The 11,856-nt window shown below is 63.6% G+C and carries 11 protein-coding genes; 10 read left to right on the plus strand and 1 reads right to left on the minus strand.

The features are described 5' to 3' along the window. Positions 1-5 precede the first annotated feature (5 nt). From GBB18_RS05420 to GBB18_RS05465, 10 genes are all read left to right on the plus strand, one after another. Entirely contained in the window at positions 6-341 is a 336-nt protein-coding gene (locus GBB18_RS05420; protein WP_151640995.1) for a helix-turn-helix transcriptional regulator, read from the plus strand. Further along, positions 334-2,181, plus strand: coding sequence for a cation-translocating P-type ATPase (locus GBB18_RS05425; RefSeq protein WP_151640996.1), 1,848 nt, complete (start codon positions 334-336; stop codon positions 2,179-2,181). The genes GBB18_RS05420 and GBB18_RS05425 overlap by 8 nt, the downstream gene beginning before the upstream one ends. A 277-nt stretch (positions 2,182-2,458) precedes the next feature. Beyond that, a complete protein-coding gene (locus tag GBB18_RS05430; RefSeq protein WP_151640997.1) occupies positions 2,459-4,093 on the plus strand; it encodes an anthranilate synthase component 1 in 1,635 nt (544 codons plus the stop codon). Beyond that, entirely contained in the window at positions 4,090-4,725 is a 636-nt protein-coding gene (locus GBB18_RS05435; protein WP_151549739.1) for a gamma-glutamyl-gamma-aminobutyrate hydrolase family protein, read from the plus strand. Before GBB18_RS05430 ends, GBB18_RS05435 begins: the two co-directional genes overlap by 4 nt. Positions 4,726-4,788: 63 nt before the next feature. Next, complete coding sequence (gene trpD / locus GBB18_RS05440) at positions 4,789-5,817, plus strand: anthranilate phosphoribosyltransferase (protein ID WP_151640998.1); 1,029 nt, start codon at positions 4,789-4,791, stop codon at positions 5,815-5,817. After that, entirely contained in the window at positions 5,804-7,306 is a 1,503-nt protein-coding gene (gene trpCF / locus GBB18_RS05445) for a bifunctional indole-3-glycerol-phosphate synthase TrpC/phosphoribosylanthranilate isomerase TrpF (protein WP_151640999.1), read from the plus strand. The genes trpD and trpCF overlap by 14 nt, the downstream gene beginning before the upstream one ends. After that, positions 7,303-8,556, plus strand: a complete 1,254-nt coding sequence (gene trpB, locus GBB18_RS05450; RefSeq protein WP_151641000.1) for a tryptophan synthase subunit beta — start codon at positions 7,303-7,305, stop codon at positions 8,554-8,556. The genes trpCF and trpB overlap by 4 nt, the downstream gene beginning before the upstream one ends. 2 nt (positions 8,557-8,558) lie before the next feature. Next, positions 8,559-9,404 carry a tryptophan synthase subunit alpha gene (gene trpA, locus GBB18_RS05455; RefSeq protein WP_151641001.1) on the plus strand — a complete coding sequence of 282 codons (846 nt, stop codon included), beginning with the start codon at positions 8,559-8,561 and terminating at the stop codon, positions 9,402-9,404. Between the two features lie 342 nt (positions 9,405-9,746). Further along, positions 9,747-10,754 (plus strand): bile acid:sodium symporter family protein, encoded by a 1,008-nt coding sequence (locus GBB18_RS05460; RefSeq protein WP_151641002.1) that lies wholly within the window; start codon positions 9,747-9,749, stop codon positions 10,752-10,754. A gap of 41 nt (positions 10,755-10,795) precedes the next feature. Then, positions 10,796-11,173, plus strand: a complete 378-nt coding sequence (locus GBB18_RS05465) for a hypothetical protein (protein WP_151641003.1) — start codon at positions 10,796-10,798, stop codon at positions 11,171-11,173. 73 nt (positions 11,174-11,246) lie between these two features. On the opposite strand, the gene GBB18_RS05470 is transcribed toward GBB18_RS05465, so the two are convergent. Continuing rightward, the gene (locus tag GBB18_RS05470; RefSeq protein WP_151641004.1) at positions 11,247-11,852 is read right to left on the minus strand and encodes a YqgE/AlgH family protein; all 606 of its coding nucleotides are present in this window, start codon (positions 11,850-11,852) and stop codon (positions 11,247-11,249) included. Between the last annotated feature and the right edge of the window lie 4 nt (positions 11,853-11,856).

Consider the following 11,856-nt stretch of genomic DNA (forward strand, 5'->3'; position numbering starts at 1 on the left):
GGGGCATGAGCTTCCAAGAAACACATAACGACGCACTCAAGCGCATCGGCACAGCGCTCGCCAGCGATACTCGGCGAGCGCTTCTTCTTGCCATGATGGATGGCGTCCACTATCCCGCAGAGCTAGCCGAGCGGCTGGGAACGGGACGATCCAATGTCTCTAATCACCTCAACTGCCTGAGTGATTGTGGGGTCATTCGCGCCCAGCACGAAGGCCGCAAGGTGCGTTATGAGATCAGCAGTCCACAATTGCAGCATGCACTCCTCGAGCTCTCGCAGGTGGTACTCACCGTGCACGAGAGCGAGACCTGCCTCGTAGAGACGGGGGCTAACCATGAGTAGCGCATGTTGCTCCTGCGAATCCGGCGAGGTGCGAGAGAACACCGAGGGCCCGTGGTACCGCGATCGTCAGATTCAATTAGCCCTTGGTTCGGGAATCGCCATGATCCTTGGCTTCCTCGTGCACCCCTGGTTCTACTATCTCGGCATCACCTTGGGTGGAGCCACCTTCGTGCCTGGGGCGCTAAAAACCTTCGTTAAGAACCGCGGCCGCGCCCGCCTGGGCGTCGCGCTGTTGATGACGATCTCCGCTATCGGCGCGATTCTCCTCGGCTTCCCCGGAGAAGCAGCCACCCTCGCCTTCCTCTATTCGCTGGTTGAGGCCATCGAGGATCGCTCCCTGGATAAAGCGCGGGATGATCTGGAATCGATAGATAAACTCCTACCCGAGACTGTGGAGACCCTCGAGCGCGGGCGTGTGCCCGTCCGCGAGCTCGGCGTCGGCGAAATGTTTCACGTGAAACCTGGGCAGCGCGTGCCCACCGATGGTGTGGTCCACACCGGCCGCTCGCACATGGATGTCTCCGCCATTACCGGCGAGCCCATGCCCGTGATGGCTGGGGGAGGGGAGGAGGTCATTGCCGGCTCTATCGCCCTCGATGGCTCCCTCGAAGTGGAAGCGACCTCTCCCGGCGCGAAGAATACGCTCTCCAGCATCGTGGAGCTAACCACCACCGCCCAGGACCGCAAGGGCGCGGCGGGGCGGCTTGCTGACCGTATTGCGGGCGTGCTCGTGCCTGGAGTGCTGCTGCTGGCGCTCGCCACGGGCGTTATTGGCAGCATCTTCGGCGATCCTGGGCTCTGGATCCCGCGCGCCTTGACGGTGCTCGTGGCGGCTTCGCCCTGCGCCCTCGCGATCTGCGTGCCCATCACCATTCTGGCCGCGCTGGGCCGGGCTAGCCGCATGGGCTGTGCGGTGCGGGACGCCGCCACCGTCGAACGTTTCCATGGCATCACCACCGTCGCCTTCGATAAAACCGGCACCCTCACCCAGGGTCGGCCCCAGGTGGTGCACATCGACGCCGCCCCCGGTACGGAGTCTCAGCAAGTACTCGCCATCGCCGCCGCGATTGAGCACCACAGCGAGCACCCCTTGGCCCGAGCCATCGTGCAGGCGGCCGCGCAGCAGGGGATCAGTCCCGCTCCGGCCACGGATGTGCGCGAGACCCCCGGCGAGGGCCTGCACGGCATCGTCGATGGCACGGAGATCTACGTGGGCCGTGCACGCGATGTCACCGCCACGGTCAGCGGCGCCAGCGTGGTGGAGGTGCGCCGCGAGGGAGAGACCCTCGGCATTATCGAACTCGCCGATTCCCTGCGAGAGGAGGCGCCGGAGGCAGTCCGCGCCCTCGAGGCCCAAGGTCTGCGCACGGTGATGCTCAGTGGCGACCGCCAGGAGGCAGCCGAGGCTATTGCCCACTCGGCGGGTATTGCCGATGTGCGGGGCGATCTCAGCCCCTCCGATAAGCATGCCGCGGTAGATTCCCGGCACTGGATGATGGTGGGCGATGGCATCAATGATGCACCGGCTCTTGCAGCCGCCCGCATTGGCATCGCCATGGGGGCCACGGGCACCGATATTGCCCGCCGAAGCGCCGATATCACCTTCGTCGGCCATAGCCTCACGTTGCTTCCCCCGGCGCTGCGGCACCTCGTCCGAGCGCACCGCATCATGATCACGAACCTAGCCCTGGCGCTGGCTATTGTGGTGGCGTTGCCGCCGCTGGCGATCACCGGCGTGCTGGGGCTGGCGGAGGTAGTAACCATCCACGAGGCGGCCGAGGTACTCATTATTCTCAATGGTGTACGCGCCGGCCTCCTGCCCCGATCGGAACGCTCCTAGGGGCTCTACCCCCATCTAGCACCCATCTTCCTAGCGGCAGAGAGACTACTGCTAAAGTAGCTGCCATGTTGTTGAACGAATTCACTTCCAGCACCCACTCGTGGTGGTGGCGCGCCAGCTAGGGCGAGCCACGAATTCGGCATTCCAACGTCTTTTCACTAGGCTCGCTCGCTCCCCGGCGCGGCGAGCCTTTTTTGTTGCCTGAGAGGGCGCGGGCTCGACGCCACGGGGGACGTGGCCCCACCAATCAACCCAGGCTTCAGAAGAAAAGAGCACGATGACACTCACCACCCCGCCGCACTATGAGCCCGCAGTGCTGCGCCGCCCAGTGCGTTATCACCGCGATGCCTCCGAGGTATATCGCGCCCTCTGTCTTGATGGCACGGACACGCCTGCAGACTCGGTTCTGCTGGAATCGGTCGATATTGAGTCCAAGCGCGGCGTGAAATCTCTCGCGATCCTCAGCGCCTCGCTGCGGCTGACCTGTACTGGCCATGATGTCCAGGTAGATATCCTCAGCGCCTCTGGCGAGCCGCTGGCAGAGCTGCTGGCATCCCGTCTGGCCGAGTACCGTCTCCCCGGGGATCGCCTCCGCTTCCATTTCCCGCCCTCGACGGCCATGGACGAGAAGGAGCGTCTCCTCGCTCCGAGCACGGTGCTGCCCCTGCGGCTGCTGCAGCAGGAGGCCGGCGTCCACGATGGTCTCTTGCCCTTCCTAGCGGGCGGCTTTGCCTTCGACTACCTCGCCACCTTCGAGGAGCTTCCCGAGGTGGAGGAGGGGCCCAATACCTATCCGGACTATCAGTTCATCCTCGCCGAAACGCTGCTGGACATCGACCACCGCTCCGAGGAAGCCTCGCTCGCGCGGGTGAGTACCCTCGCCTCCTCCCGCGAGGCAGACGCCGCGGAGCTCGAGCGCATTTCGGTGCTTATCGACGCCCACTCCGCGCCCGCCAACCCCGCCGCCGACACGGAGTACACGGGGGATGTTTCACGTGAAACATTGCACGCAGAAATCAACCTCAGCGATGAGCAATTCCGCGATGTCGTGCGCACGCTCAAGGGCAATATCTACGAAGGCGATATCTACCAGGTGGTGCCCGCCCGCACCTTCAGCGTGGACTGCCCCGATGCCTTCGCCGCCTATCGTCAGCTCCGAGTGTCCAATCCCAGCCCCTATATGTTCTATATCCACGGCGCGGCGGCTGCGGGCGCGGACGATGAGGCAGGGGAGAGCGCCTATGAGCTCTTCGGCGCTTCGCCGGAGTCCAACCTCAAGTACACCGCCGAGAGTCGGACGCTGCAGATCTATCCTGCCGCGGGCACGCAGCCACGCGGGCTCAATCCCGATGGTAGCCTGAATCGGGAGCTCGATACCCGCAATGAACTTCTGCTGCGCACCGATGACAAGGAAACGGCCGAGCATGCGATGCTCGTGGATCTCGCGCGCAATGATATTGCCCGCGTGGCGGTACCGGGCACCCGCGCGGTGGATCGCCTCATGCAGGTGGACCGCTACTCCCGGGTGATGCACTTGGTCAGTATCGTCAGCGCCACCTTGGCCCAGGACTTCGATCCGCTGGACGCCTACCGCGCCTGCATGAATATGGGCACGCTCACCGGCGCCCCGAAGATCAAGGCGGTGGAGCTCTTGCGGAAGGCTGAGGGGATCCGTCGCGGCAGCTATGGCGGCGCCGTGGGCTATCTGGCGGGCAATGGCGATATGGATAATTGCATCGTCATCCGTTCCGCCTTCGTCCGCCATGGCCGCGCCCATGTGCAGGCCGGTGCCGGCGTCGTCCGCGACTCGGTGCCGCAATCCGAAGCCGATGAAACCGTACACAAGGCCTATGCGGTGCTGGACGCCATCGCGGCTGCCGCAGCGCAGGAATTGAAGGTGGAACGAGCATGAGCCACATTGTTGTTATCGATAATTTCGACTCTTTCGTCTACAACCTGGTGGACGCCATTGCCGCTACCGAGCATCGCATCACGGTGGTGCGCAATACCACCCCCGTCGCCGAGGTCCAGGCTCTCCAGCCGGATCTGCTCGTGCTCTCTCCCGGCCCCAGCTATCCCTCCGAGGCGGGCACCATGACTCAGCTCATTGCCGCCGAACTGGGCTCCACCCCGATGCTCGGGATTTGCCTCGGCTTCCAGGCGCTCATCGAGCACTGTGGGGGAGTGGTGGCCCCCTGCGGGCCCGTGCACGGCCGCATGAGTGACATGGTGCTCAGCGAGGCGGGGGCGCGCTCCGCGCTCTTCGCCGGCTTGAGCGTGGACCCGCATCCGGACCGCAGCACCGGCGCCGGCGACCACGTGCCGGTGGCGCGTTATCACTCACTCGGCTGCGTTGATGTTCCCGAGCGCATCGAGAGCCTCGGCACCTGCCCTTCGGACAGCGGTGATGTCATCATGGCGGGCATTATCCGTGGCGCGGAGGATCGTACCGACGCCATCGGCCTGCAATTCCACCCCGAGTCCATTCTCAGTCCCTCTGGGCCGCACATCATCCAGCGCGCCATCGACATCTTGCTCCCATAATGGAGGGCAGTACCCCTGCCCATCCTCCCCGCATTGTTTCACGTGAAACGAAAGGCACTCATCATGGCTAACCCAGCCGCAGTCGATCTTCTGAAAAATTATCTGGATAATCCTCACCCCACGGTGGAGGAGGCCCGCGCGGTCTTCGAGCCGCTCACCGAGGGCGACTACGATGACGTCCATATGGCCGCCCTCTTGGTGGCCATCCGCACCCGTGGTGAGACCTTTGAGGATATTGCCGGCGCGGCCCAGGCCTTCCTCGCCGCCGCCCGCCCCTTCCCGCTCACGGGCGCGGGCCTTCTGGACACCGCCGGTACCGGTGGTGACGGCAAGAACACTATTAATATCTCCACCGCCGCCTCCTTGGTCTGTGCAGCGGGCGGCTGCGGCGTCGTCAAGTGTGGCAACCGCTCGGTGAGCTCGAAGTCCGGCTCTGCCGATGTGCTGGAAGCGCTCTCCATTCCGGTGCAGCAGGACGTCGATAACGCCGTGCGCTGCTATGAGGAGTCGAAGTTCACCTTCCTCTTCGCACCGGCCTATCACCCCGCCGTCGCGCACGTGCAGCCCGTGCGTAAGGCGCTGGGTATTCCCACCCTCTTCAATATTCTCGGCCCCTTGCTCTCCCCAGCACGCCCAAAGCTGCAGATCATGGGTATCGCACAGCCACGCCTGGGCGATACCATCGCCCGCGTGATGCGCGAGCTGGGCCGCGAGCGCGCCCTCGTGGTGCATGGCAGCGGCACCGATGAGCTAGCGGTCCACGGGCCCACGGATTTCTGGGAGCTCAAGGACGGCGAAATCTCGCACTATCGCCTCTACCCGGAAGAGATGGGCATTGCCACCCACGAGCTCTCCGAGATTACCGGCGGCGACGCCGCACAGAATGCCGAGATGCTGCGGGCCGTCTTCGCCAGTACTGCCCCGGCGGCCCATGTGGATGCCGTCGCAGTGAACGCCGGCGCCATGTTCTATCTCCACGGCGCGGCCGAGAGCATCGCCTCGGGCACCGCCCGCGCCAAGGAGGTCATCTCTAGCGGCGCCGTCCAGGACTGGCTCGCCACCTATGAAGGGAGTGACCATGACGACAAGTAAGTCCTCTTCGCTGCCCACGATTTTGGAGGAGATCGTCAGCGCCCGCCGTGGCCACCTCGCGGATATCCGCGCGCGCATTGGTGGGGTAGAGGCGGCGTCTCTTCCCACCTCGCAGCGCTCGCTCTACAACGCACTGCAGGGCTCGCACCGCTTTATCCTCGAGTGCAAGTCCTCCTCGCCCTCCTTGGGCCTGATTCGCGAGTCCTATCATCCCGCCGATATCGCGCGGATCTATTCGCGCTATGCCGCGGCCATCTCCGTGCTCTGCGAGCCCGATCGCTTCGGCGGCGACTATGACCATCTCGCCACCGTGGCCTCCAGCACCCATCTCCCCGTGCTGTGCAAGGACTTCATCATCGATGAAGTGCAGGTAGTGGCCGCCCGCTATTTCGGGGCCGACGCCATCCTGCTCATGCTCTCTGTGCTTGACGACGCCGAGTACCGGCAACTCTCCTCGCTGGCCGCACGGCTCGGCCTCGATGTGCTCACTGAGGTGCTCGACGAGGAGGAGATGGCCCGCGCCACCTCCTTAGGTGCCCGCATTATTGGCGTGAACCACCGTAATCTCCACGATCTCAGCATCGACCTCTCCCGCTCGACCGAATTGGCTCCTCTGGCCCCCACAGACGCGGTGCTGCTCGCCGAATCGGGCATTAAGGACCATGTCACCGTGGAGAAGCTGGGCGGGGTGGTCAATGGCTTCCTAGTGGGCTCGCAACTCACCTCACGGCCCGATATCGACGCGGCCGCCCGCGCCCTCATCTACGGCGAGAATAAGGTCTGCGGGCTGAGTTCCCCAGCGGCCGCCCAAGCGGCCTGTGCGGCCGGCGCCGTCTACGGCGGGCTGATCTTCGAGCACGCCTCGCCCCGCTATGTTTCACGTGAAACATCGGCGGCCATCATGGCCGCGGAGCCCGGGTTGCGCTATGTGGCGGTCTCGCGCCAGCGCTCCGGCTATCGGGACTATGCCGATAGTGGCGTCTACGCCGTACAGATCCATGCGCCGCTCTCCGATACCTGGGAGGGGGAGAAGCAGCTGATCTCCGCCGTGCGCGCTGAAGTCGGCCCCGAGGTCCAGGTGTGGCGGGCTATCTCTATGAGCTCCGAGCACGGGGCACGGATGGCCGAGGCGCATGCCAGCGGGGGACTGGTGGATAAGCTCGTGCTGGACAATGGCGAAGGAGGCACCGGCGAGAGCTTCGACTGGGCCACCATCCCCGATAACGTCAAAAACCGCGCCCTCATCGCAGGCGGAGTATCCCCAGAGAATATCGACGAGGCGCTGGGCACTGGCTGCGTCGGCGTCGATCTCAATAGCGGCGTGGAGTATGGCTCCGCGGCCGGGGAAACGTGGCAGTATCGAAAGAATAGTGCCGCTATCCGCCGCGCCTTCGCCGCCATCAAGGACTTCCACTTTGCCCCTCCCGCCCCTCAGGGCGAGGCCGCAGAACACCCCGATATCACCGACCAAGGACACGATCAACGATGACAGAGACCACCCAGAACACAGAGCGGGAGACCATCCTTCCCGCGTATTTCGGCGAGTTCGGCGGGCAATATGTCCCGGAACTCCTTATTCCCGCCCTCGATCAGCTCGAGCAGGCCTTCGTGGACGCCATGGAGGATCCGGCATTCATGGAGGAGCTCGCGACCTATTTCCGCGATTATCTCGGCCGGCCGACACCGATTACCGAATGCTCCAACCTGCCCCTCGAGGGACAGGGCAAGGGCCATGCGCGCATCTTCCTTAAACGTGAGGATTTGGTGCACGGCGGCGCTCATAAAACCAACCAGGTGATCGGGCAGGCCCTGCTGGCCAAGCGCATGGGCAAGCACCGCGTGATCGCAGAGACCGGCGCCGGCCAGCACGGCACCGCCACTGCTCTCGCCTGCGCCCTGCTGGATCTCGAGTGCGTGATCTATATGGGCTCCAAGGACGTCGAGCGCCAGCAGCCGAACGTCTACCGCATGGAAATGATGGGCGCCAAGGTGGTGAGCGTGAACTCTGGTTCCGGCACCCTGAAGGACGCCGTGAACGAGGCGCTCCGCGATTGGACGGAATCCTTCGAGGACACCCACTATCTGCTCGGCACCGCCGCCGGCCCCCATCCCTTCCCAACGATCGTCCGCGAATTTCACCGCGTCATCTCCACCGAGGCCAAGAAGCAGATGCAGGAACGCATCGGCGGTCTGCCGGATGTGGTGACCGCCTGCGTGGGCGGCGGCTCCAATGCCATTGGTATCTTCGCCGACTTCATCGAGGAGGACTCGGTGGAGCTCGTGGGCACCGAGCCCGCCGGCTTCGGTCTGGATTCCGGCAAGAGTGGCGCTCCCATCAACGCTGGTCGAATCGGTATTCTCCACGGCGCGAAGTCCTATCTCATGCGCACCGCTGAGGGCCAGGTAGAGGAGTCCTATTCCATCTCTGCCGGCCTAGACTATCCGGGCGTCGGCCCTCAGCACGCCCACCTGTCTCATTCCGGCCGTGCCACCTATGTGGGCATCACTGACGCCGAGGCGCTCGAGGCCTTCCAGCTGCTGACCCGCTATGAGGGTATTCTGCCGGCGCTGGAGTCCTCCCACGCGCTGGCCTATGCCCTGAAGCGCGCCGCCCTCGCCGCCGAGAACAACGAGGAGATCACCATTCTGGTATCCCTCTCCGGCCGCGGCGATAAGGATATTGACTATGTGCGCCGCACCCTGGCCGAGCACCCCGAGTACACCCTGAAGGAGAACTAAGCATGTCCCGCTATGACGATCTCTTCGCCAGCTTGGATGAACGGCGCGAGGGTGCCTTCGTCCCCTTCATCATGCTTGGCGATCCTGACCCCGATACCAACGTGGAGCTGATCACCACCCTCATCGAGAACGGCGCCGATGCCCTCGAGCTGGGCGTGCCCTTCTCCGATCCGGTGGCCGATGGCCCCACCATCCAGGCCGCCGATATCCGCGCTTTCGACGCCGGCATGGACTTCGCCGCCTCGCTCGATATCATTCGCCGCATCCGCGCCCGCTATCCCGAGATTCCCATGGGCCTGCTCTGCTATGGCAATGTGGCGTTTTCTCTTGGTCTGGATAGTTTCTACTCCCAGATCCACGAGGCGGGAGCCGATTCCGTGCTTATTCCGGATATCCCGGTGCGCGAGTCCGCCCCCTTCATCGCCGCCGCCAAGCAGCACCAGGTGGATCCGGTGTTCATCGCACCGCCGAATGTGAATGAGGAGACCCTGGAACGCGTCGCCGCCGTGTCCAAGGGCTATATCTACACCGTCTCTCGCCTCGGCGTAACGGGTGCCGAGTCCGAATCTCAAACCGGGGGCCTGCCGGAGATCGTGAAGAATATTCAACGCTTCGGCGGCGCTCCTTCGCTCTTGGGTTTCGGCATCTCCACCCCCGAGCACGTCTCGGACGCCATTACCGCCGGCGCCGCCGGGGCGATCACCGGCTCCGCCATTGCTGCAATCATCGAGAAGTACTGCGAGGGCGAGCACCCCGAGCCGCGCCGCATCACGGATCTCGAGGCACTGAAGAAGGAACTCGGCGAGTTTGTCTCCCGTATGAAGGCGGCCACCGCCAAGAATTCCTAAGCAGTTCACGCTAGGGGAGGGGAGTGCTACGGCACTCCTCTCTAGCTCTTTTCGGCCCCGAGGGGCTATAATTGGGGCATACTACGCACAGGGGCACTATTCATAACGTGACAATACTCCGCGGCTCCGCATATGCCACTGGAAAGCCCCAAGGACGGGCGATTCCAAAGGTTCCAGCCCTCATCTATCGGGGCAACCAATAGTAGGCACTCCCAACGGCTGACCACACCAAGCCGGTATGTACAGGGGTTTTATTTTCTTGGTGCTCCCCACGACATCCTGCTACCTAGCTCCCGGCACAGCGGCCCCCACGGCTGAGGTGACAGCACTAAGCTGAAGGGCATGCGCTCGAGATTAACTCTGCGACCACCAGACCCTTTGATCGTACTCATTCTGTGCGCGGTCATTGTGGCGATCGTCCTACCCGCCCGCGGGTGGTTTGCCGATGCCTTTTCCGTGGCCACTCAGCTCGCCATCGCCCTGCTCTTCTACCTCTATGGTGCGCGGCTCTCGCCGCGAGAAGCACTGACTGGATTGAAGCACTGGCGGCTGCACCTGACGATCCTCGCCTTTACCTTCGTGGTCTTTCCGCTCATCGGAATCGCCCTCACCCCGCTCAAGGCGATACTGTCGACCGGGCTCTATCTGGGCATCGTCTATCTCACGCTCACGCCCTCCACAGTGCAGTCCTCGGTGGCCTTTACCTCTATTGCCCGCGGCAACGTCGCTGGGGCGATCGTCAGCGCCTCGCTCTCCAATCTGCTGGGCGTGGTCCTCACCCCGCTTTTGGTCATGCTCATCATGGCCCAGGGGACAGGTATCACCGTGGGGCCGGAGGTATTCATCAAAATCGCCGTGCAGCTTCTCCTGCCCTTCGTGGCGGGACAGCTCACGCGGCATTGGACCGGCCGCTGGGCCGCCGCCACAGGCACCAAGATCGTCGACCGCGGCTCCATCACCATGGTGGTGTACTCGGCCTTCTCCGCGGGCATGGTCTCCGGCATCTGGGACACCGTGGACGTGGGGGAGATCCTCTTTCTCATCGGCTTCTCCATCGTGCTGGTGGCCTTCATGCTGTGGCTTACCCGTTGGGTCGCTGCGCGCCTCGGCTTTGATCCCCAGGATCAAAAGGCCATTCAGTTCTGCGGCACCAAGAAGTCCCTTGCCACGGGCCTACCCATGGGTGCTGTGATCTTCGGCCCCGTGGAAGTAAGCTTGCTCATCGTTCCGCTCATGATCTTCCATCAGGTGCAGCTCATGATGTGCTCCTGGCTGGCCGCCCGCTATGCCCGCTCGCAGGAGAACGACAGCGGCGAGAGCACCGAGAGCACTCGGCAGCACAGCAGCTAAGAACCCCGTCCGCACACCCGTATCGAGGAGGTTTCCACCCCATGTCCCACCCGCAGAGCTCGCAAAGCCGACACAGCCCACAGCCGAGCGGCAGCGACGCGCAGACGCTCTACGTGCGCATCAGCATGGCCATCGAGGCCCAAGCGATCACCCATGTCGCGGAACTGGAGGAAATCGACACCCAGCAGTGCCGCATGCTGCGCGTCCTCGAGCTCAAGGGCCCAGCGGATAGCTCCCATCGCACCCACGAGATCACCGGTTCCGCCGTGCTCACCGCCGAGGGCGGCTTCGCCCTTGAAGGCATGGACGCTCCGCCGAACCCGGTGGTACCGCACCCGAATCTCTATGGGAACTTCGAAGACATCGTCGCCAGCCCGCTCACTGCCGCAGAGTTCGAGGAGTACTGGTCGCAGCGCTGATCCTCGTAGCCGCGGAGCAGCCACTCCGAGACAAGAAAAACCCGGATGTTTCACGTGAAACATCCGGGCCTTTTTAATTCTCTTCGTACTCCGAGGTGAAGGTACTAAATACCGACATCGGGAAGTCTTGGCGCTTGAGGATATCGCCCCAAACATCCACCATACGTCCCGCAGTGACATCAGAGGGGAGTGCTGGAGCGACAAACCAATGACCGAGCTGGATCTCCTTCTCGAGTTCACCGGGTTCCCACACCTTGTGCCCGGCGACAAAGCGCACGCTTTCCACATAGGGTTCAAAGGCCTCCGGCGGATGCTGCAGATTGAGCACCACGATGCGATTGCTGAGCACATCCCAGAAATCGCCCTTCTCGGCCTTTACGCCAGGCCGGAGCACGGCCACGGCTAGGGCCCCTTCTGGGCTAGTTGCGCCGCCGACATAGAACACTGGGGGAGTGCAGAGCAGATCGGACCACTCCGGCAGCACATTAGCCACCGCCATCTCGGAGGGCATTGTCAAGCTCAGCGCCATCGTGCGTTGTTCGGAGTGTTCGATCACGAGCAGAGCATCGCGCTTATGCGGCCCGAACTCAGATTCGTGATCTTGCACCAGCACGGCGCCCACCTCGATGGGATTGCGTTCCATAGCGCTGAAGAGATTATCTCCGAAATACTGTTCCATGGCG

Source organism: Corynebacterium sp. 11A, assembly GCF_008930935.1.
GTDB classification, from domain to species: Bacteria; Actinomycetota; Actinomycetes; order Mycobacteriales; family Mycobacteriaceae; genus Corynebacterium; species Corynebacterium megadyptis.

Excerpts from the sequence above, each read along its gene's own strand:
- GBB18_RS05435 (WP_151549739.1), top strand. The coding sequence starts at position 4,090 with ATGAGCCACATTGTTGTTATCGATAATTTCGACTCTTTCGTCTACAAC.
- trpA (WP_151641001.1), top strand. The coding sequence starts at position 8,559 with ATGTCCCGCTATGACGATCTCTTCGCCAGCTTGGATGAACGGCGCGAG.
- trpCF (WP_151640999.1), top strand. The coding sequence starts at position 5,804 with ATGACGACAAGTAAGTCCTCTTCGCTGCCCACGATTTTGGAGGAGATC.
- GBB18_RS05430 (WP_151640997.1), top strand. The coding sequence starts at position 2,459 with ATGACACTCACCACCCCGCCGCACTATGAGCCCGCAGTGCTGCGCCGC.
- GBB18_RS05420 (WP_151640995.1), top strand. The coding sequence starts at position 6 with ATGAGCTTCCAAGAAACACATAACGACGCACTCAAGCGCATCGGCACA.
- GBB18_RS05460 (WP_151641002.1), top strand. The coding sequence starts at position 9,747 with ATGCGCTCGAGATTAACTCTGCGACCACCAGACCCTTTGATCGTACTC.
- trpB (WP_151641000.1), top strand. The coding sequence starts at position 7,303 with ATGACAGAGACCACCCAGAACACAGAGCGGGAGACCATCCTTCCCGCG.
- GBB18_RS05465 (WP_151641003.1), top strand. The coding sequence starts at position 10,796 with ATGTCCCACCCGCAGAGCTCGCAAAGCCGACACAGCCCACAGCCGAGC.
- GBB18_RS05470 (WP_151641004.1), bottom strand. The coding sequence starts at position 11,852 with ATGGAACAGTATTTCGGAGATAATCTCTTCAGCGCTATGGAACGCAAT.
- GBB18_RS05425 (WP_151640996.1), top strand. The coding sequence starts at position 334 with ATGAGTAGCGCATGTTGCTCCTGCGAATCCGGCGAGGTGCGAGAGAAC.
- trpD (WP_151640998.1), top strand. The coding sequence starts at position 4,789 with ATGGCTAACCCAGCCGCAGTCGATCTTCTGAAAAATTATCTGGATAAT.